Raw genomic sequence first — 18,972 nt, 5'->3', positions numbered from 1 at the left:
AACGAAATATGAAAATTCATATTCCGTCAGCGGCAAGTAATATAGTCGATGGTAATAGTCCTCCTTCCGATATACAAGCGAAGGAGGCATCGTTTCCTCCCCCTGAAATTCCAGCCCCTGGCACCCCCGCAGCCCCAGTGCTGCTTACGCCTGAACAAATAAGGCAGCAGAAGGATTATGCGATACATTTTATGCAATACACTATTCGTGCGCTGGGTGCGACAGTCGTGTTTGGATTATCGGTTGCTGCAGCGGTAATTTCTGGCGGGGCAGGATTACCCATTGCTATTCTTGCGGGGGCGGCGCTCGTGATTGCTATTGGGGATGCTTGCTGTGCGTATCATAATTATCAATTGATATGTCAGCAAAAGGAGCCGTTACAAACCGCCAGTGATAGCGTTGCTCTTGTGGTCAGTGCGCTGGCCTTAAAATGTGGGGCAAGTCTTAACTGCGCTAACACCCTTGCTAATTGTCTTTCTTTATTAATACGTTCAGGAATCGCTATTTCTTCGTTGGTTATACAACTACAGTTTCCACTGCCCGCCGCTGAAAATATAGCGGCCTCTTTGGACATGGGGAGTGTAATTACCTCCGTTAGCCTGACGGCGATAGGTGCGGTACTGGATTATTGCCTTGCCCGCCCCTCTGGCGACGATCAGGAAAATTCTGTTGATGAACTTTATGCCGATCCCAGTGCGTTATTGGCGGAACAAATGGCATCGCTCTGCCAATCTGCTACTACACCTGCATTAATGGACAGTTCTGGTCATACATCTCGGGGAGAACCATGAAACCTGTTAGCCCAAATGCTCAGGTAGCAGGGCAACGTCCTGTTAACGCGCCTGAGGAATCACCTCCATGTCCCTCATTGCCACATCCGGAAACCAATATGGAGAGTGGTAGAGTAGGTCCTCAACAAGGAAATGAGCGGTTATTGGCCGGACTTGCGAAACGAGTGATAGAGTGTTTTCCAAAAGAAATTTTTAGTTGGCAAACGGTCATTTTGGGCGGACAGATTTTATGCTGTTCCGCTGGAATAGCATTAACAGTGCTAAGTGGTGGAGGCGCACCGCTCTTAGCCCTGGCGGGAATTGGCCTTGCTATTGCCATCGCGGATGTCGCCTGTCTTATCTACCATCATAAACATCATTTGCCTATGGCTCACGACAGTATAGGCAATGCCGTTTTTTATATTGCTAATTGTTTCGCCAATCAACGCAAAAGTATGGCGATTGCTAAAGCCGTCTCCCTGGGCGGTAGATTAGCCTTAACCGCGACGGTAATGACGCATTCATACTGGAGTGGTAGTTTGGGACTACAGCTTCATTTATTAGAACGTCTTAATGATATTACCTACGGACTAATGGGTTTTACTCGCTTCGGTATGGATGGGATGGCAATGACCGGTATGCAGGTCAGCAGCCCATTATATCGTTTGCTGGCTCAGGTGACGCCAGAACAACGTGCGCCGGAGTAATCGTTTTCAGGTATATACCGGATGTTCATTGCTTTCTAAATTTTGCTATGTTGCCAGTATCCTTACGATGTTTTTATTTTAAGGAAAAGCATTATGGATATTGCACAATTAGTGGATATGCTCTCCCACATGGCGCACCAGGCAGGCCAGGCCATTAATGACAAAATGAATGGTAATGATTTGCTCAACCCAGAATCGATGATTAAAGCGCAATTTGCCTTACAGCAGTATTCTACATTTATTAATTACGAAAGTTCACTGATCAAAATGATCAAGGATATGCTTAGTGGAATCATTGCTAAAATCTGAAGTTATTAGCGACGATGTTCGACGGTTGCTGCTGGAAATCATGTTTGCGGGCGTTAACCATAGCCTGATTTCCCAGGTACATGCGATGTTACCAGCGCTAACGGTTATTGTTCCGGATAAAAAATTACAGTTGGTATGTCTGGCATTATTGTTGGCGGGTTTAAATGAGCCGCTAAAAGCCGCGAAAATTTTATCGGATATTGATTTGCCAGAGGCTATGGCGCTGCGTCTGTTATTTCCTGCACCAAATGAGGGGTTTGAAAATTGAATATTTCTGATATGAGCGTAGTGCCTGTAAGCACTCAATCTTATGTAAAGTCCTCTGCAGAACCGAGCCAGGAGCAAATTAATTTTTTTGAACAATTGCTGAAAGATGAAGCATCCACCAGTAACGCCAGTGCTTTATTACCGCAGGTTATGTTGACCAGACAAATGGATTATATGCAGTTAACGGTAGGCGTCGATTATCTTGCCAGAATATCAGGCGCAGCATCGCAAGCGCTTAATAAGCTGGATAACATGGCATGAAGGTTCATCGTATAGTATTTCTTACTGTCCTTACGTTCTTTCTTACGGCATGTGATGTGGATCTTTATCGCTCATTGCCAGAGGATGAGGCGAATCAAATGCTGGCATTACTTATGCAGCATCATATTGATGCGGAAAAAAAACAGGAAGAGGACGGTGTTACCTTACGTGTCGAGCAGTCGCAGTTTATTAATGCGGTTGAGCTACTTAGACTTAACGGTTATCCGCATCGTCAGTTTACAACGGCGGATAAGATGTTTCCGGCTAATCAGTTAGTGGTATCACCCCAGGAAGAACAGCAGAAGATTAATTTTTTAAAAGAACAAAGAATTGAAGGAATGCTGAGTCAGATGGAGGGCGTGATTAATGCAAAAGTGACCATTGCGCTACCGACTTATGATGAGGGAAGTAACGCTTCTCCGAGCTCAGTTGCCGTATTTATAAAATATTCACCACAGGTCAATATGGAGGCCTTTCGGGTAAAAATTAAGGATTTAATAGAGATGTCAATCCCTGGGTTGCAATACAGTAAGATTAGTATCTTGATGCAGCCTGCTGAATTCAGAATGGTAGCTGACGTACCCGCGAGACAAACATTCTGGATTATGGACGTTATCAACGCCAATAAAGGGAAGGTGGTGAAGTGGTTGATGAAATACCCTTATCAGTTGATGTTATCGTTGACAGGACTGTTATTAGGAGTGGGCATCCTGATCGGCTATTTTTGCCTGAGACGCCGTTTTTGAGCCGACCTGATCCCGAGGTGTTGCAACTTTATCGTTATTTCTGGCAACCTGCTCGTTACGCTGTACCGGAATGGCTGGATAAGCTGGGCTTTCATCTTTCAAACTGCTGGCGTTATGGCGATCGGCCCGAGTTGGATCGTCTTCTTGACAGAGCGTTAAATAGACTAAGAGGAAGCTCTGTTATTCCAGCCTGTTTAAATGACAGGCAAAAACGGCAGGTTCGTCTTGCGCCGCGTATATCGGCATTTGCCTTTGGGCTGGGATTATTCAAACTCAGGTGTAGTGACTATTTTATGCTACCAGAGTATCGGCAATTGCTTCTACAGTGGTTTAGCGAGGATGAGATCTGGCAGCTATATGGTTGGTTGGGGCAAAGAGATGGCAAATTACTTCCTCCGCAAGTGATGCAACAAACTGCATTGCAGATCGGTACCGCCATTCTTAATCGGGAAGCGCATGACGATGCGGTTTTACATGCGCTATTAGTATTATTACCCCCTCCGCAGCGTATACTTTGGCCGAAGACTTCTCTTACCGAGATTATCTTCATGGAGCATTTGCTATGAGTTTTACTTCACTTCCTCTGACGGAAATTAACCATAAGCTACCCGCTCGAAATATTATTGAGTCACAGTGGATAACATTACAATTAACTTTATTTGCACAAGAGCAACAAGCTAAGAGAGTTTCACATGCTATTGTGAGCTCCGCTTACCGTAAGGCTGAAAAAATCATCCGAGATGCCTATCGTTATCAGCGTGAACAGAAAGTTGAGCAGCAACAAGAACTAGCGTGGTTGCGTAAAAATACGCTGGAAAAAATGGAAGTGGAATGGCTGGAACAGCATGTAAAACATTTACAAGACGATGAAAATCAATTTCGTTCATTGGTCGATCAAGCAGCGCATCATATTAAAAATAGTATAGAACAGGTTCTGTTGGCCTGGTTCGACCAACAGTCGGTAGACAGTGTTATGTGCCATCGTCTGGCACGCCAGGCCACGGCTATGGCGGAAGAGGGAGCGCTTTATTTGCGTATTCATCCTGAAAAAGAGGCATTGATGCGTGAAACTTTTGGCAAGCGGTTTACGTTGATTATCGAGCCTGGTTTCTCTCCCGATCAGGCTGAACTTTCCTCAACACGATATGCCGTTGAATTTTCACTTTCTCGTCATTTCAACGCGTTACTGAAATGGTTACGTAATGGTGAAGATAAAAGAGGTAGTGATGAATATTAAAATTAATGAGATAAAAATGACGCCCCCTACAGCATTTACCCCTGGTCAGGTTATAGAGGAACAAGAGGTTATTTCGCCTTCAATGTTAGCTCTCCAGGAGTTACAGGAAACGACGGGGGCAGCACTCTATGAGACGATGGAAGAAATAGGAATGGCGCTGAGTGGTAAACTGCGCGAAAGTTATAAATTCACGGATGCTGAGAAACTGGAGCGCAGACAGCAGGCTTTGCTGCGTTTGATAAAACAAATACAGGAGGATAATGGGGCAACGTTGCGTCCGCTTACCGAAGAGAATAGTGATCCTGATTTACAGAATGCGTATCAAATTATCGCTCTTGCAATGGCGCTTACTGCCGGCGGGTTGTCAAAAAAGAAAAAACGCGTTTTGCAATCGCAACTGGATACGCTTACAGCGGAGGAGGGATGGGAACTTGCCGTTTTTAGTTTACTGGAACTTGGCGAAGTGGATACCGCTACGCTGTCCTCGCTGAAGCGTTTTATGCAACAGGCGATAGACAACGATGAAATGCCCTTATCGCAGTGGTTCAGACGCGTGGCAGACTGGCCGGATCGCTGTGAACGGGTCCGTATTTTGCTAAGAGCAATAGCCTTTGAACTTAGCATATGCATCGAACCTTCGGAGCAAAGTCGTTTGGCCGCAGCATTAGTACGTTTGCGTCGTTTGTTGTTATTCCTTGGCCTTGAAAAAGAGTGCCAGCGTGAGGAGTGGATTTGCCAGTTGCCGCCTAATACATTACTGCCGCTACTACTCGATATTATTTGTGAGCGCTGGCTTTTCAGTGATTGGTTGCTTGATAGACTTACCGCTATAGTTTCTTCATCGAAGATGTTCAATCGGTTACTCCAACAACTTGATGCGCAGTTTATGCTGATACCCGATAACTGTTTTAACGACGAAGATCAACGTGAACAAATTCTCGAAACGCTTCGTGAAGTAAAGATAAATCAGGTTTTATTCTGATACCTGGCTTTCAATATTTAGGTAAATTGGCTTTCTGGCTCATCATGAGGCGTCAGGATGGATTGGGATCTCATTACTGAACGTAATATTCAGCTTTTTATTCAATTAGCAGGATTAGCTGAACGGCCTTTAGCAACCAATATGTTCTGGCGGCAAGGACAATATGAAACCTATCTAAACTATCATAACGGTCGTATTCACTTATGTCAGATACTCAAGCAAACCTTCTTAGACGAAGAACTGCTTTTTAAAGCGTTGGCTAACTGGAAATCCGCAGCGTTCCAGGGTATTCCTCAACGATTATTTTTGTTGCGCGATGGGCTTGCAATGAGTTGTTCTCCACCTCTTTCCAGCTCCGCCGAGCTCTGGTTACGATTACATCATCGACAAATAAAATTTCTGGAGTCGCAATGCGTTCATGGTTAGGTGAGGGAGTCAGGGCGCAACAGTGGCTCAGTGTATGCGCGGGTCGGCAGGATATGGTTCTGGCGACGGTGTTATTAATCGCTATTGTGATGATGCTGTTACCTTTGCCGACCTGGATGGTTGATATCCTGATTACTATCAACCTTATGTTTTCAGTGATCCTGCTCTTAATTGCTATTTATCTTAGTGACCCTCTCGATTTATCGGTATTTCCGTCTTTATTACTTATTACTACATTATATCGTTTGTCACTCACAATCAGCACATCACGGCTGGTACTGTTACAACATAACGCCGGTAATATTGTGGATGCTTTCGGTAAGTTTGTCGTAGGAGGAAATCTCACCGTTGGGTTGGTCGTATTTACCATCATTACTATCGTGCAGTTTATTGTCATTACAAAAGGTATCGAGAGGGTGGCGGAAGTTAGCGCACGTTTCTCGCTTGATGGGATGCCAGGCAAACAAATGAGTATCGATGGCGATTTGCGTGCCGGAGTTATCGATGCAGACCATGCCCGTACATTAAGACAGCACGTCCAGCAGGAAAGCCGCTTTCTCGGTGCGATGGACGGTGCGATGAAATTCGTTAAAGGCGATACGATTGCCGGTATTATTGTTGTTCTGGTGAACATTATCGGCGGTATCATTATCGCTATCGTGCAATATGATATGTCGATGAGTGAGGCTGTTCACACTTATAGCGTACTGTCAATCGGAGATGGTTTATGTGGGCAAATTCCATCGCTGCTGATTTCCCTTAGCGCGGGAATTATTGTCACCCGTGTGCCGGGTGAGAAACGCCAGAACCTGGCGACAGAGTTGAGTTCTCAAATTGCCAGACAACCTCAGTCGCTCATATTAACCGCTGTGGTTTTAATGCTCCTCGCTTTAATTCCTGGCTTTCCTTTTATCACTCTCGCTTTCTTTTCAGCGTTGTTAGCATTGCCAATTATCCTCATTCGCCGCAAAAAGTCTGTGGTTTCCGCAAATGGCGTCGAAGCACCGGAAAAAGATAGTATGGTTCCCGGCGCATGTCCTCTAATCTTACGTCTTACCCCGACGTTACATTCTGCCGACCTGATTCGTGATATTGACGCCATGAGATGGTTTTTATTTGAGGATACTGGCGTCCCTCTCCCTGAGGTGAACATTGAGGTTTTGCCTGAACCCACCGAAAAATTGACGGTACTGCTATATCAGGAACCCGTATTTAGTTTATCTATTCCCGCCCAGGCGGATTATTTATTGATAGGCGCGGACGCTAGTGTCGTGGGTGACAGCCAGACGTTACCGAACGGGATGGGGCAGATCTGTTGGCTTACAAAAGACATGGCCCATAAGGCGCAAGGTTTTGGACTGGACGTTTTCGCGGGCAGCCAACGTATCTCTGCCTTATTAAAATGTGTCCTGCTTCGGCATATGGGAGAGTTTATTGGTGTTCAGGAAACGCGTTATCTAATGAATGCGATGGAAAAAAACTACTCTGAGCTGGTGAAAGAGCTTCAGCGCCAGTTACCCATTAATAAAATCGCTGAAACTTTGCAACGGCTTGTATCAGAGCGGGTTTCTATTAGAGATTTACGTCTTATTTTCGGCACCTTAATTGACTGGGCGCCACGTGAAAAAGATGTCCTGATGTTGACAGAATATGTCCGTATCGCGCTTCGCCGTCATATTCTGCGTCGTCTTAATCCGGAAGGAAAACCGCTGCCGATTTTGCGGATCGGCGAAGGTATTGAGAACCTCGTGCGTGAATCCATTCGCCAGACGGCAATGGGGACCTATACTGCGCTGTCGTCTCGTCATAAGACGCAGATCCTGCAACTTATCGAGCAGGCGCTGAAGCAGTCAGCCAAATTATTCATTGTCACTTCTGTCGACACCCGACGTTTCTTGCGAAAAATTACAGAAGCCACCTTGTTCGACGTACCGATTTTGTCATGGCAGGAATTAGGAGAGGAGAGCCTTATACAAGTGGTAGAAAGTATTGACCTTAGCGAAGAGGAGTTGGCGGACAATGAAGAATGAATTGATGCAACGTCTGAGGCTGAAATATCCGCCCCCCGATGGTTATTGTCGATGGGGCCGCATTCAGGATGTCAGCGCAACGTTGTTAAATGCGTGGTTGCCTGGGGTATTTATGGGCGAGTTGTGCTGTATAAAGCCTGGAGAAGAACTTGCTGAAGTCGTGGGGATTAATGGCAGCAAAGCTTTGCTATCTCCTTTTACGAGTACTATCGGGCTTCACTGCGGGCAGCAAGTGATGGCCTTAAGGCGACGCCATCAGGTTCCCGTGGGCGAAGCGTTATTAGGGCGAGTCATTGATGGTTTTGGTCGTCCCCTTGATGGCCGCGAACTGCCCGACGTCTGCTGGAAAGACTATGATGCAATGCCTCCTCCCGCAATGGTTCGACAGCCTATCACTCAACCATTAATGACGGGGATTCGCGCTATTGATAGCGTTGCGACCTGTGGCGAAGGGCAACGAGTGGGGATTTTTTCTGCTCCTGGCGTGGGGAAAAGCACGCTTCTGGCGATGCTGTGTAATGCGCCAGACGCAGACTGCAATGTTCTGGTGTTAATTGGTGAACGTGGACGAGAAGTCCGCGAGTTCATCGATTTTACACTGTCTGAAGAGACCCGAAAACGTTGTGTCATTGTTGTCGCAACCTCTGACAGACCCGCCTTAGAGCGCGTGAGGGCGCTGTTTGTGGCCACCACGATAACAGAATTTTTTCGCGATAATGGAAAGCGAGTCGTCTTGCTTGCCGACTCACTGACGCGTTATGCCAGGGCCGCACGGGAAATCGCTCTGGCCGCCGGAGAGACCGCGGTTTCTGGAGAATATCCGCCAGGCGTATTTAGTGCATTGCCACGACTTTTAGAACGTACAGGAATGGGGGAAAAAGGCAGTATTACCGCATTTTATACGGTACTGGTGGAAGGCGATGATATGAATGAGCCGTTGGCGGATGAAGTCCGTTCACTACTTGATGGACATATTGTGCTATCCCGGCGGCTTGCAGAGAGGGGGCATTATCCTGCCATTGACGTGTTGGCAACGCTCAGCCGCGTTTTTCCAGTCGTTACCAGCCATGAGCATCGTCAACTGGCGGCGATATTGCGACGGTGCCTGGCGCTTTACCAGGAGGTTGAACTGTTAATACGCATTGGGGAATACCAGCGAGGAGTTGATACTGATACTGACAAAGCCATTGATGCCTATCCGGATATTTGCACATTTTTGCGACAAAGTAAGGATGAAGTATGCGGACCCGAGCTACTCATAGAAAAATTACACCAAATACTCACCGAGTGATCATGGAAACTTTGCTGGAGATAATCGCGCGGCGTGAAAAGCAATTACGCGGCAAACTTACCGTACTTGATCAGCAGCAACAGGCGATTATTACGGAACAGCAGATTTGCCAGACGCGCGCTTTAGCAGTGTCTACCAGACTGAAAGAATTAATGGGCTGGCAAGGTACGTTATCTTGTCATTTATTGTTGGATAAGAAACAACAAATGGCCGGGTTATTCACTCAGGCGCAGAGCTTTTTGACGCAACGGCAGCAGTTAGAGAATCAGTATCAGCAGCTTGTCTCCCGGCGAAGCGAATTACAGAAGAATTTTAATGCGCTTATGAAAAAGAAAGAAAAAATTACTATGGTATTAAGCGATGCGTATTACCAAAGTTGAGGGAAGTCTTGGGTTGCCATGCCAGTCTTATCAGGATGATAACGAGGCGGAGGCGGAACGTATGGACTTTGAACAACTCATGCACCAGGCATTACCCATTGGTGAGAATAATCCTCCTGCAGCATTGAATAAGAACGTGGTTTTCACGCAACGTTATCGTGTTAGTGGCGGTTATCTTGACGGTGTAGAGTGTGAAGTCTGTGAATCAGGGGGGCTAATTCAGTTAAGAATCAATGTCCCTCATCATGAAATTTACCGTTCGATGAAAGCGCTAAAGCAGTGGCTGGAGTCTCAGTTGCTGCATATGGGGTATATAATTTCCCTGGAGATATTCTATGTTAAGAATAGCGAATGAAGAGCGTCCGTGGGTGGAGATACTTCCAACGCAAGGCGCTACCATTGGTGAGCTGACATTGAGTATGCAACAATATCCAGTACAGCAAGGGACATTATTTACCATAAATTATCATAATGAGCTGGGTAGGGTGTGGATTGCAGAACAATGCTGGCAGCGCTGGTGTGAAGGGCTAATTGGCACCGCTAATCGATCGGCTATCGATCCTGAATTGCTATATGGAATAGCTGAATGGGGGCTGGCGCCGTTATTGCAAGCCAGTGATGCAACCCTCTGTCAGAACGAACCGCCAACATCCTGCAGTAATCTACCACATCAGCTAGCGTTGCATATTAAATGGACAGTTGAAGAACATGAGTTCCATAGCATTATTTTTACATGGCCAACGGGTTTTTTGCGCAATATAGTCGGAGAGCTTTCTGCTGAGCGACAACAGATTTATCCTGCCCCTCCTGTAGTAGTCCCTGTATATTCAGGCTGGTGCCAGCTTACGTTAATTGAACTTGAGTCTATCGAAATCGGCATGGGCGTTCGGATTCATTGCTTTGGCGACATCAGACTCGGTTTTTTTGCTATTCAACTACCTGGGGGGATCTACGCGAGGGTGTTGCTGACAGAGGATAACACGATGAAATTTGATGAATTAGTCCAGGATATCGAAACGCTACTTGCGTCAGGGAGTCCAATGTCAAAGAGTGACGGAACATCTTCAGTAGAACTTGAGCAGATACCACAACAGGTGCTCTTTGAGATCGGACGTGCGAGTCTGGAAATTGGACAATTACGACAGCTTAAAACGGGGGACGTTTTGCCTGTAGGTGGATGTTTTGCGCCAGAGGTGACGATAAGAGTAAATGACCGTATTATTGGGCAAGGTGAGTTGATTGCCTGTGGCAATGAATTTATGGTGCGTATTACACGTTGGTATCTTTGCAAAAATACAGCGTAAACCTGATAAGAAAAATAATATGCGAACAATATAATAGCGTTCCAGGTCGTGTCATGAGAGATACAGTATGTCTTTACCCGATTCGCCTTTGCAACTGATTGGTATATTGTTTCTGCTTTCAATACTGCCTCTCATTATCGTCATGGGAACTTCTTTCCTTAAACTGGCGGTGGTATTTTCGATTTTACGAAATGCTCTGGGTATTCAACAAGTTCCCCCAAATATCGCACTGTATGGCCTTGCGCTTGTACTTTCCTTATTCATTATGGGGCCGACGCTATTAGCTGTAAAAGAGCGCTGGCATCCGGTTCAGGTCGCTGGCGCTCCTTTCTGGACGTCTGAGTGGGACAGTAAAGCATTAGCGCCTTATCGACAGTTTTTGCAAAAAAACTCTGAAGAGAAGGAAGCCAATTATTTTCGGAGTTTGATAAAACGAACCTGGCCTGAAGACATAAAAAGAAAGATAAAACCTGATTCTTTGCTCATATTAATTCCGGCATTTACGGTGAGTCAGTTGACGCAGGCATTTCGGATTGGATTACTTATTTATCTTCCCTTTCTGGCTATTGACCTGCTTATTTCAAATATACTGCTGGCTATGGGGATGATGATGGTATCGCCAATGACCATTTCATTACCGTTTAAGCTGCTAATATTTTTACTGGCAGGCGGTTGGGATCTGACACTGGCGCAATTGGTACAGAGCTTTTCATGAATGATTCTGAATTGACGCAATTTGTAACGCAACTTTTATGGATCGTCCTTTTTACGTCTATGCCGGTGGTGTTGGTGGCATCGGTAGTTGGGGTCATCGTAAGCCTTGTTCAGGCCTTGACTCAAATACAGGACCAAACGCTACAGTTCATGATTAAATTATTGGCAATTGCAATAACCTTAATGGTCAGCTACCCATGGCTTAGCGGTATCCTGTTGAATTATACCCGGCAGATAATGTTACGAATTGGAGAGCATGGTTGAATGGCACAACAGGTAAATGAGTGGCTTATTGCATTGGCTGTGGCTTTTATTCGACCATTAAGCCTTTCTTTATTACTTCCCCTATTAAAAAGTGGCAGTTTAGGGGCCGCTCTTTTACGTAATGGCGTGCTTATGTCACTTACCTTTCCCATATTACCAATCATTTACCAGCAGAAGATTATGATGCATATTGGTAAAGATTACAGTTGGTTAGGGTTAGTCACCGGAGAGGTTATTATTGGTTTTTTAATTGGGTTTTGTGCGGCGGTTCCCTTTTGGGCCGTTGATATGGCGGGGTTTCTGCTTGATACTTTACGTGGCGCGACAATGGGTACGATATTCAATTCTACAATAGAAGCTGAAACCTCACTTTTTGGCTTGCTTTTCAGCCAGTTCTTGTGTGTTATTTTCTTTATAAGCGGCGGCATGGAGTTTATATTAAACATTCTGTATGAGTCATATCAATATTTACCACCAGGGCGTACTTTATTATTTGACCAGCAATTTTTAAAATATATCCAGGCAGAGTGGAGAACGCTTTATCAATTATGTATCAGCTTCTCTCTTCCTGCCATAATATGTATGGTATTAGCCGATCTGGCTTTAGGTCTTTTAAATCGGTCGGCACAACAATTGAATGTGTTTTTCTTCTCAATGCCGCTCAAAAGTATATTGGTTCTACTGACGCTCCTGATCTCATTCCCTTATGCTCTTCATCACTATTTGGTTGAAAGCGATAAATTTTATATTTATCTAAAAGACTGGTTTCCATCTGTATGAGCGAGAAAACAGAACAGCCTACAGAAAAGAAATTACGTGATGGCCGTAAGGAAGGGCAGGTTGTCAAAAGTATTGAAATAACATCATTATTTCAGCTGATTGCGCTTTATTTGTATTTTCATTTCTTTACTGAAAAGATGATTTTGATACTGATTGAGTCAATAACTTTCACATTACAATTAGTAAATAAACCATTTTCTTATGCATTAACGCAATTGAGTCATGCTTTAATAGAGTCACTGACTTCTGCACTGCTGTTTCTGGGCGCTGGGGTAATAGTTGCTACTGTGGGTAGCGTGTTTCTTCAGGTGGGGGTGGTTATTGCCAGCAAGGCCATAGGTTTTAAAAGCGAGCATATAAATCCGGTAAGTAATTTTAAGCAGATATTCTCTTTACATAGCGTAGTAGAATTATGTAAATCCAGCCTAAAAGTTATCATGTTATCTCTTATCTTTGCCTTTTTCTTTTATTATTATGCCAGTACTTTTCGGGCGCTACCGTACTGTGGGTTAGCCTGTGGCGTGCTTGTGGTTTCTTCTTTAATAAAATGGTTATGGGTAGGGGTGATGGCTTTTTATATCGTCGTTGGCATACTGGACTATTCTTTTCAATATTATAAGATTAGAAAAGATCTAAAAATGAGTAAAGATGACGTAAAACAAGAGCATAAAGATCTGGAGGGCGACCCTCAAATGAAGACACGGCGTCGGGAAATGCAGAGTGAAATACAAAGTGGGAGTTTAGCTCAATCTGTTAAACAATCTGTTGCGGTAGTGCGTAATCCAACGCATATTGCGGTTTGTCTTGGCTATCATCCCACCGATATGCCAATACCACGCGTCCTGGAAAAAGGCAGTGATGCTCAAGCTAACTATATTGTTAACATCGCTGAACGCAACTGCATCCCCGTTGTTGAAAATGTTGAGCTGGCCCGCTCATTATTTTTTGAAGTGGAACGTGGAGATAAAATTCCTGAAACGTTATTTGAACCCGTTGCAGCCTTGTTACGTATGGTGATGAAGATAGATTATGCGCATTCTACCGAAACACCATAAATGCTTTTGGTATGCTTCTTCAGGCCACTGCGAAGGTTAAGAGGGGTAATACAGTATAGAGCAGCGCTTGACGATAAAGGTGAGAGACTGAAAATAATCGCTTTTAGCCTGGCACAAGCACCAGATAGCGTATTTTAAAATTAAACAAGATAATGGATTGGTGCGTCTGAATGGACTCGAACCATCGACCCCCACCATGTCAAGGTGGTGCTCTAACCAACTGAGCTACAGACGCATTAAAATGATGGTGCGTTCAATTGGACTCGAACCAACGACCCCCACCATGTCAAGGTGGTGCTCTAACCAACTGAGCTATGAACGCAACGTTGTAGGTGACAACGGGGACGAATATTAGCGTCACAACCGCAATGAGGCAAGAGGGAAATCGCAATTTTCTTCCTGAAATCACCTGATTGCGGTGGAAATATGCAACATGTCGAGAAAATAGCCGCCATGCGACGGCTATCGTCGTATTATCGCGCAGCGCGCTGCAAAATGATGGCGGACGGCTGACGTTGTAGATAGCGCATCCGTAGCATCATTAACACCGCCGCCGAGGTCAGGCCGATGATGAACCCCATCCAGAAGCCCGCCGGTCCCATACGATCCACCACCAGATCCGTTAACGCCAGGATATAACCGCTGGGTAAACCTAACACCCAGTAGGCGGTAAAGGTGATAAAAAAGATGGAACGCGTATCTTTATAACCGCGCAGAATACCGCTGCCGATAACCTGTATAGAGTCGGAAATCTGGTAAACCGCAGCGAGCAGCATTAATTGCGCGGCAAGCGCCACGACCTCAGGGTTGTCATTGTAGAGCAAAGCAATATGCTTACGCAGAGTAACGGTAAAAATAGCGGTAACCACAGCCATACAAATGCCGACGCCTAAACCGGTACGCGCTGCGGTTTGCGCATCCAGCGTTGAGCCCTGGCCCAGACGATAACCCACTCGAATCGTTACCGCCGCAGCCAGCGACATCGGCAGCACGAACATCAGCGAGCTAAAGTTAAGCGCAATCTGATGACCGGCGACATCCACAATACCTAATGGCGAAACCAGCAGCGCAACGACCGCAAACAACGTCACTTCAAAGAACAGCGCCAGCGCAATCGGCAACCCCAGTTGAATCAGGCGCTTCATGACGACGCTATCGGGTTTGCCAAAGCCTGTTTCATTACGAATATCACGCATTGAACGCGCGTGTTTAATGTAAGAAAGCATGGCGATAAACATCACCCAATAGACCGCCGCGGTTGCAACGCCGCAGCCGATACCGCCGAGTTCAGGCATACCAAAATGACCATAGATAAAAATATAGTTCACCGGAATATTCACCAGCAGGCCCAAAAATCCCATCACCATACCCGGTTTGGTTTTGGCCAGACCTTCGCACTGGTTTCGCGCTACCTGAAAGAAAAGGTATCCTGGCGCGCCCCACAGTAGAGCGCGAAGATAACCCACGGCTTTATCGGCCAGCGCCGGATCAATATTATGCATAGAGCGGATAATGTATCCGGCATTCCACAGGACGATCATCACCAGCACGGAGACAAAGCCCGCCAGCCAGAACCCTTGTCGAACCTGATGCGCGATACGCTCACGACGGCCGGAGCCATTGAGTTGCGCAATCACAGGCGTCAAGGCCAGCAGTAAGCCGTGACCAAACAAAATGGCGGGAAGCCAGATAGAGGTGCCGATAGCGACGGCAGCCATGTCCGTAGCGCTATAGCCTCCTGCCATGACGGTATCGACGAATCCCATTGCGGTCTGTGCCACTTGCGCAAGGATCACCGGTATCGCTAACGCTAATAACTGACGCGCTTCACTGGTATACTTCTGCACGTATTCACCTTTTATTTTGTTGTTATATGAAAGACTAAAAAGCCGCCGTAGTGGCAGCCAAAAGAAATAGCAGGGGAAATTTCAGTCTATTGTAGCGGGGTATTACTATTTCTCCAGCGAAAAAACAGTTGTTAACGGCGCATTGCTGGCAAGCTGTTTTTCCACCTGCTATTGTGCTGAACAGTTCTGCTTTTATTTATTTCAGGAGTTGAAGATATGTTTACGGGGATCGTACAGGGTACCGCGAAACTGGTATCGATTGATGAAAAACCCAACTTTCGCACCCATGTGGTGACGTTACCGGACTACATGCTGGAGGGGCTGGAGACGGGGGCGTCGGTAGCGCATAACGGATGCTGTTTGACGGTGACTGAAATAAACGGCAACCAGATAAGCTTTGATCTGATGAAAGAAACGTTGCGCATCACCAATCTGGGCGCGTTGAGGGTAGGTGATGAGGTCAACGTAGAGCGCGCCGCCAAATTCAGCGATGAAATCGGTGGACATCTGATGTCGGGGCATATTATTACGACGGCGGAGATCGCGAAAATCCTGACCTCCGAAAATAACCATCAGGTGTGGTTTAAAGTGCAGGATGCGTCCCTGATGAAGTATATCCTGTACAAGGGCTTTATCGGCGTCGACGGCATCAGTTTGACCGTCGGCGAGGTAACGCCAACGCGCTTCTGCGTGCATCTCATTCCGGAAACGCTGGAACGTACTACGCTTGGCAGAAAAAAACTGGGTGAGCGTGTGAATATCGAGATCGATCCGCAAACGCAGGCGGTTGTCGATACCGTAGAACGCGTACTGGCTGCGCGAGAAAATGCGGTCAGAAATCAGGCCGACATTGGCTAACGGAAAATAAGATTCCCCCGCATGAAATGCGGGGGAGATGATTAGCGAGGAACGCGCAGTCCGTTTTCAACGCCGCGCGTAAATACCACCTGCCAAAGCTGGATATCACGCGCGCGAAACGCACCCGCGCAGGCGTTGAGATAATAGCTGAACATACGTTTAAAGCGCTCGTTATAATTGCCCGCAATCTCTGGCCAGGCATTGATAAAGCGCTCATGCCACGCCATCAGAGTCGTGTCATAGTCGGCGCCAAAGTTATGCCAGTCTTCCATTACAAAGTGTGATTCGCTGGCCTCGGCGATTTGACGAACAGACGGCAAACAACCGTTGGGGAAAATATACTTATTGATCCACGGATCGACATTATGATCGGTTTTTTTAGAACCAATAGTATGGAGCAGGAAAAGACCATCCGGTTTTAAATTCCTGTCAACGACCTCAAAATAGGTGTTGTAGTTTTTTGGCCCGACATGTTCGAACATACCGACGGAGACGATTCGGTCAAACTGATCGTTAAGGTCGCGATAATCTTCCAGGAGAATGGAGACATCCAGACCTTCGCAACGCGTCTGCGCCATTTTTTGTTGTTCAGCGGAGATCGTTACGCCCACCACGCTAACGCCATAATGGGTCGCCATATATTGCGACAGACCGCCCCAGCCGCAGCCGATATCCAGCACACGCATCCCCGGTTGTAGCTGTAGCTTTTCGCAAATTAATTTCAGCTTGGCTTGCTGTGCCGCTTCCAGCGTATCGGCATCTTTCCAGTAGGCGCAAGAATATTGCATATAGGGATCGAGCATACGGGAAAAAAGGTCATTACCAAGATCGTAATGTTCCTTGCCGACAATCCAGGCGCGTTTTTTACTTTGTAGATTAATCAGACGCGCGCCGAGGATACGGAGCGTATCTTTAACATGGTGGGGGAGTTGATTTTCAAGACCGGCACGTAAGACTTTGCTGAAGAAAATATCCAGACGCTCGCATTCCCACCAGCCATCCATGTAACTCTCACCTAACCCCAACGATCCTTCCTGAAGGACGCGTTTAAAAAAATCGGGATTCTTAACACGAATGTCAGACGGGGCGGAACCATTAATTGTAATATCCGCGCGACTTAACAATTCGTTGGCGATTCGGTACCAGTTATCATCCGGTACGCTGACTTCTTCTATACACGATGAACTCATAGCTTCTCCATCACTGAACGGTGATCAGAACCTTAAAACAGCGTAGACGCTTTTTTGGCTTTGTGAGAAATCCCACGGGCAATTCCGTGAGCCAGTTATCCGACGTAGAACAGAGGAAGGGAGGAACCCTTGCCGAAAAGGCCATCCATGGTGAATCGGGAACGCTCCGGTTCCCGTTAATGCCTAATAATTATCGTAATATAAACAACCGGGAATCAGTATAGGCCGCAATTTTTGATGATTCAACCGAAAATTGTTAGCGTGCTAATTACCAGCGGTTAACAAGTCTTTAGTGAGACTTGTCGTGGGCGACATTGGCATGGGGAAATTCGGCCTCAGCGCAATCTGCATGAGACTGCATTTTGTAACCTAACGCCGCCAGAACAACGGTAGAAAGCATTACGCTGGTGGTGGTCAACAGCGGCGTGCTGATGAGCCATGAAACCACCAGGCTTGCCAGGAAACATAACCCCAGTTGCAGCGTATTTTGTAGCGCCGCAGCGCGTCCCGTGGCTTGAGGGAAAGGGCGTAACGCTTGCGCGACGACGATAGGGTAGATGGCGCCATTAGCAATCGCCATTACGCAGAAAGGAATCAGGATCTCCACCAGTGAGGCATTATTCAGAAGGCCCGCTCCCCAGGTGGCGATAACGCTCAGCGCATACAGCCCTAACAGCCACGGAAGCAATTGGTAGCCCTGCCATTTTTGTAGCGCCGCGCGGCAACCATATCCGCCAATCAGAAAAGCGATGGTTTGCGGAACATAGCTCAGGCCAATCACTGCCGGGCTGTAACCCATCGCGCTGAGAATAAACGGCGACCCTGTTAGCCACGCAAAAAAGCTGGCGGAACAGGCGGCATAAATCAGCACATTACCGCGATAGGTTTTAGAGCGTAACAGTGTCGCGAAAGTGAGTTTATCCTGTCCTTCGGTACGCGCTTTTACCGATGGTTTTAAGCGCAGCGCCGGCAACATCAGCAACAACGTAATCACGAACAGGGTGGCGAAAATCGCCTGCCATGAGAAATGCGTCAGTATCCAGCTTCCCAGTAAGGGCGCAAGCGCCGGGGATAATCCCACCAGTGGCATGATCGTGGCGAAGATACGGTTAATTTTTTGCGAAGGATAATAATCGGTCACCAGCGCTTGCCAGATTACCGTTGCCGCGCAAACGCCGACGGCCTGCACAAAGCGCAGCGTCAGCAGTGCTGCCGCGCTTTCTACCCACAGCATCCCCAGACTTCCGAGTGCAAAGATAGATAACCCCAGCAGTAAAATCGGTTTACGGCCATAACGATCCGATAGCGGTCCCCAGAGGAGTTGCGCGACGGCAAAGCCAGCTAAAAACAGGCTGAGGCTGGCGCTGACCGCGGCGGCGGGCGTTTGTAAATCCGCCTGTATGGCGGCAAACGCGGGCAGGTACATGTCCGTAGCCAGAAATCCCAGCACGCTAAGACCGGCTAACCAGACTAAAAAACCTTTTCCAGGTTGCATATTTGTTTCTCTTTCTTATCAGACAGACATTGTCGCAGAGTGTAGGGAGTGAAATTACG

23 protein-coding genes and 2 tRNA genes are annotated in these 18,972 nt (G+C 46.7%); 20 read left to right on the top strand and 5 right to left on the bottom strand.

All coding sequences use genetic code 11. The features are described 5' to 3' along the window. The first annotated feature begins 8 nt into the window (after nucleotides 1-8). The 19 genes from sseF to ssaU all read left to right on the top strand — a co-directional run bounded on the left by sseF (nucleotide 9) and on the right by ssaU (nucleotide 13,523). Nucleotides 9-791, top strand: coding sequence for a type III secretion systems effector SseF (sseF, locus tag ACLJR2_RS07570; protein ID WP_000690706.1), 783 nt, complete (start codon nucleotides 9-11; stop codon nucleotides 789-791). Continuing rightward, a complete protein-coding gene (gene sseG / locus ACLJR2_RS07565) occupies nucleotides 788-1,477 on the top strand; it encodes a pathogenicity island 2 effector protein SseG (protein WP_000805840.1) in 690 nt (229 codons plus the stop codon). The genes sseF and sseG overlap by 4 nt, the downstream gene beginning before the upstream one ends. A 93-nt stretch (nucleotides 1,478-1,570) precedes the next feature. Next, nucleotides 1,571-1,786, top strand: coding sequence for a type III secretion system needle filament protein SsaG (gene ssaG, locus ACLJR2_RS07560; protein WP_000350226.1), 216 nt, complete (start codon nucleotides 1,571-1,573; stop codon nucleotides 1,784-1,786). After that, nucleotides 1,764-2,054, top strand: a complete 291-nt coding sequence (locus ACLJR2_RS07555) for an EscG/YscG/SsaH family type III secretion system needle protein co-chaperone (RefSeq protein WP_000444713.1) — start codon at nucleotides 1,764-1,766, stop codon at nucleotides 2,052-2,054. The genes ssaG and ACLJR2_RS07555 overlap by 23 nt, the downstream gene beginning before the upstream one ends. An 11-nt stretch (nucleotides 2,055-2,065) precedes the next feature. Then, nucleotides 2,066-2,314 carry a SctI family type III secretion system inner rod subunit SsaI gene (gene ssaI, locus ACLJR2_RS07550; protein ID WP_001574409.1) on the top strand — a complete coding sequence of 83 codons (249 nt, stop codon included), beginning with the start codon at nucleotides 2,066-2,068 and terminating at the stop codon, nucleotides 2,312-2,314. Then, a complete protein-coding gene (gene ssaJ / locus ACLJR2_RS07545; protein WP_000862876.1) occupies nucleotides 2,311-3,060 on the top strand; it encodes an SPI-2 type III secretion system apparatus lipoprotein SsaJ in 750 nt (249 codons plus the stop codon). Before ssaI ends, ssaJ begins: the two co-directional genes overlap by 4 nt. 17 nt (nucleotides 3,061-3,077) lie before the next feature. After that, entirely contained in the window at nucleotides 3,078-3,626 is a 549-nt protein-coding gene (locus tag ACLJR2_RS07540; protein WP_001526945.1) for a type III secretion system domain-containing protein, read from the top strand. Then, nucleotides 3,623-4,297 carry an SPI-2 type III secretion system apparatus protein SsaK gene (ssaK, locus tag ACLJR2_RS07535; protein WP_000011204.1) on the top strand — a complete coding sequence of 225 codons (675 nt, stop codon included), beginning with the start codon at nucleotides 3,623-3,625 and terminating at the stop codon, nucleotides 4,295-4,297. Before ACLJR2_RS07540 ends, ssaK begins: the two co-directional genes overlap by 4 nt. Next, a complete protein-coding gene (gene ssaL / locus ACLJR2_RS07530) occupies nucleotides 4,263-5,279 on the top strand; it encodes an SPI-2 type III secretion system apparatus protein SsaL (protein ID WP_000238888.1) in 1,017 nt (338 codons plus the stop codon). The genes ssaK and ssaL overlap by 35 nt, the downstream gene beginning before the upstream one ends. Nucleotides 5,280-5,336: 57 nt before the next feature. Then, nucleotides 5,337-5,705 carry an SPI-2 type III secretion system apparatus protein SsaM gene (gene ssaM / locus ACLJR2_RS07525; RefSeq protein ID WP_000383704.1) on the top strand — a complete coding sequence of 123 codons (369 nt, stop codon included), beginning with the start codon at nucleotides 5,337-5,339 and terminating at the stop codon, nucleotides 5,703-5,705. After that, nucleotides 5,690-7,735, top strand: a complete 2,046-nt coding sequence (gene ssaV, locus ACLJR2_RS07520; protein ID WP_001258233.1) for an SPI-2 type III secretion system apparatus protein SsaV — start codon at nucleotides 5,690-5,692, stop codon at nucleotides 7,733-7,735. Before ssaM ends, ssaV begins: the two co-directional genes overlap by 16 nt. Continuing rightward, nucleotides 7,725-9,026 carry a SctN family type III secretion system ATPase SsaN gene (ssaN, locus tag ACLJR2_RS07515; RefSeq protein WP_000787212.1) on the top strand — a complete coding sequence of 434 codons (1,302 nt, stop codon included), beginning with the start codon at nucleotides 7,725-7,727 and terminating at the stop codon, nucleotides 9,024-9,026. The genes ssaV and ssaN overlap by 11 nt, the downstream gene beginning before the upstream one ends. A 2-nt stretch (nucleotides 9,027-9,028) precedes the next feature. Further along, a complete protein-coding gene (ssaO, locus tag ACLJR2_RS07510; RefSeq protein ID WP_000449089.1) occupies nucleotides 9,029-9,406 on the top strand; it encodes an SPI-2 type III secretion system apparatus protein SsaO in 378 nt (125 codons plus the stop codon). Further along, complete coding sequence (gene ssaP / locus ACLJR2_RS07505; RefSeq protein WP_001223304.1) at nucleotides 9,387-9,761, top strand: SPI-2 type III secretion system apparatus protein SsaP; 375 nt, start codon at nucleotides 9,387-9,389, stop codon at nucleotides 9,759-9,761. The genes ssaO and ssaP overlap by 20 nt, the downstream gene beginning before the upstream one ends. Then, complete coding sequence (gene ssaQ, locus ACLJR2_RS07500; protein WP_000944191.1) at nucleotides 9,742-10,710, top strand: SPI-2 type III secretion system cytoplasmic ring protein SsaQ; 969 nt, start codon at nucleotides 9,742-9,744, stop codon at nucleotides 10,708-10,710. Before ssaP ends, ssaQ begins: the two co-directional genes overlap by 20 nt. A gap of 67 nt (nucleotides 10,711-10,777) precedes the next feature. Beyond that, entirely contained in the window at nucleotides 10,778-11,425 is a 648-nt protein-coding gene (ssaR, locus tag ACLJR2_RS07495) for an SPI-2 type III secretion system export apparatus protein SsaR (protein WP_000056368.1), read from the top strand. After that, nucleotides 11,422-11,688 carry an SPI-2 type III secretion system apparatus protein SsaS gene (gene ssas, locus ACLJR2_RS07490; protein WP_000999982.1) on the top strand — a complete coding sequence of 89 codons (267 nt, stop codon included), beginning with the start codon at nucleotides 11,422-11,424 and terminating at the stop codon, nucleotides 11,686-11,688. Before ssaR ends, ssas begins: the two co-directional genes overlap by 4 nt. Beyond that, nucleotides 11,689-12,468, top strand: a complete 780-nt coding sequence (ssaT, locus tag ACLJR2_RS07485) for an SPI-2 type III secretion system apparatus protein SsaT (protein ID WP_000068760.1) — start codon at nucleotides 11,689-11,691, stop codon at nucleotides 12,466-12,468. It abuts the gene before it with no gap. After that, a complete protein-coding gene (gene ssaU / locus ACLJR2_RS07480; protein ID WP_001291715.1) occupies nucleotides 12,465-13,523 on the top strand; it encodes an SPI-2 type III secretion system apparatus protein SsaU in 1,059 nt (352 codons plus the stop codon). Before ssaT ends, ssaU begins: the two co-directional genes overlap by 4 nt. 158 nt (nucleotides 13,524-13,681) lie before the next feature. On the opposite strand, the gene ACLJR2_RS07475 is transcribed toward ssaU, so the two are convergent. From ACLJR2_RS07475 to mdtK, 3 genes are all read right to left on the bottom strand, one after another. Next, nucleotides 13,682-13,758, bottom strand: a tRNA-Val gene (locus ACLJR2_RS07475). A gap of 10 nt (nucleotides 13,759-13,768) precedes the next feature. Beyond that, nucleotides 13,769-13,845, bottom strand: a tRNA-Val gene (locus ACLJR2_RS07470). 151 nt (nucleotides 13,846-13,996) lie between these two features. Next, nucleotides 13,997-15,370: a multidrug efflux MATE transporter MdtK gene (mdtK, locus tag ACLJR2_RS07465; protein ID WP_001175081.1), complete on the bottom strand. Its 1,374-nt coding sequence runs from the start codon at nucleotides 15,368-15,370 to the stop codon at nucleotides 13,997-13,999. A gap of 216 nt (nucleotides 15,371-15,586) precedes the next feature. On the opposite strand from mdtK, the gene ACLJR2_RS07460 reads away from it, so the two are divergent. Further along, nucleotides 15,587-16,228: a riboflavin synthase gene (locus tag ACLJR2_RS07460; protein WP_000493971.1), complete on the top strand. Its 642-nt coding sequence runs from the start codon at nucleotides 15,587-15,589 to the stop codon at nucleotides 16,226-16,228. 41 nt (nucleotides 16,229-16,269) lie between these two features. On the opposite strand, the gene cfa is transcribed toward ACLJR2_RS07460, so the two are convergent. Both cfa and punC read right to left on the bottom strand, forming a co-directional pair. Further along, nucleotides 16,270-17,418: a cyclopropane fatty acyl phospholipid synthase gene (cfa, locus tag ACLJR2_RS07455; protein WP_000098879.1), complete on the bottom strand. Its 1,149-nt coding sequence runs from the start codon at nucleotides 17,416-17,418 to the stop codon at nucleotides 16,270-16,272. 289 nt (nucleotides 17,419-17,707) lie between these two features. After that, entirely contained in the window at nucleotides 17,708-18,913 is a 1,206-nt protein-coding gene (gene punC / locus ACLJR2_RS07450; protein WP_001182315.1) for a purine nucleoside transporter PunC, read from the bottom strand. Nucleotides 18,914-18,972: the final 59 nt, after the last annotated feature.

This window comes from Salmonella sp. SAL03688 (assembly GCF_046551895.1).
Classification (GTDB): Bacteria; Pseudomonadota; Gammaproteobacteria; order Enterobacterales; family Enterobacteriaceae; genus Salmonella; species Salmonella enterica.
The sequence above is the reverse complement of the archived record's forward strand: the minus strand, read 5'-3'. Positions and strand labels throughout refer to the sequence as shown.

Coding starts and splice junctions, on each gene's coding strand:
- sseF (WP_000690706.1), top strand. CDS start 9: ATGAAAATTCATATTCCGTCAGCGGCAAGTAATATAGTCGATGGTAAT.
- sseG (WP_000805840.1), top strand. CDS start 788: ATGAAACCTGTTAGCCCAAATGCTCAGGTAGCAGGGCAACGTCCTGTT.
- ssaG (WP_000350226.1), top strand. CDS start 1,571: ATGGATATTGCACAATTAGTGGATATGCTCTCCCACATGGCGCACCAG.
- ssaI (WP_001574409.1), top strand. CDS start 2,066: ATGAGCGTAGTGCCTGTAAGCACTCAATCTTATGTAAAGTCCTCTGCA.
- ssaJ (WP_000862876.1), top strand. CDS start 2,311: ATGAAGGTTCATCGTATAGTATTTCTTACTGTCCTTACGTTCTTTCTT.
- ssaK (WP_000011204.1), top strand. CDS start 3,623: ATGAGTTTTACTTCACTTCCTCTGACGGAAATTAACCATAAGCTACCC.
- ssaL (WP_000238888.1), top strand. CDS start 4,263: ATGGTGAAGATAAAAGAGGTAGTGATGAATATTAAAATTAATGAGATA.
- ssaM (WP_000383704.1), top strand. CDS start 5,337: ATGGATTGGGATCTCATTACTGAACGTAATATTCAGCTTTTTATTCAA.
- ssaV (WP_001258233.1), top strand. CDS start 5,690: ATGCGTTCATGGTTAGGTGAGGGAGTCAGGGCGCAACAGTGGCTCAGT.
- ssaN (WP_000787212.1), top strand. CDS start 7,725: ATGAAGAATGAATTGATGCAACGTCTGAGGCTGAAATATCCGCCCCCC.
- ssaO (WP_000449089.1), top strand. CDS start 9,029: ATGGAAACTTTGCTGGAGATAATCGCGCGGCGTGAAAAGCAATTACGC.
- ssaP (WP_001223304.1), top strand. CDS start 9,387: ATGCGTATTACCAAAGTTGAGGGAAGTCTTGGGTTGCCATGCCAGTCT.
- ssaQ (WP_000944191.1), top strand. CDS start 9,742: ATGTTAAGAATAGCGAATGAAGAGCGTCCGTGGGTGGAGATACTTCCA.
- ssaR (WP_000056368.1), top strand. CDS start 10,778: ATGTCTTTACCCGATTCGCCTTTGCAACTGATTGGTATATTGTTTCTG.
- ssas (WP_000999982.1), top strand. CDS start 11,422: ATGAATGATTCTGAATTGACGCAATTTGTAACGCAACTTTTATGGATC.
- ssaT (WP_000068760.1), top strand. CDS start 11,689: ATGGCACAACAGGTAAATGAGTGGCTTATTGCATTGGCTGTGGCTTTT.
- ssaU (WP_001291715.1), top strand. CDS start 12,465: ATGAGCGAGAAAACAGAACAGCCTACAGAAAAGAAATTACGTGATGGC.
- ACLJR2_RS07460 (WP_000493971.1), top strand. CDS start 15,587: ATGTTTACGGGGATCGTACAGGGTACCGCGAAACTGGTATCGATTGAT.
- cfa (WP_000098879.1), bottom strand. CDS start 17,418: ATGAGTTCATCGTGTATAGAAGAAGTCAGCGTACCGGATGATAACTGG.
- punC (WP_001182315.1), bottom strand. CDS start 18,913: ATGCAACCTGGAAAAGGTTTTTTAGTCTGGTTAGCCGGTCTTAGCGTG.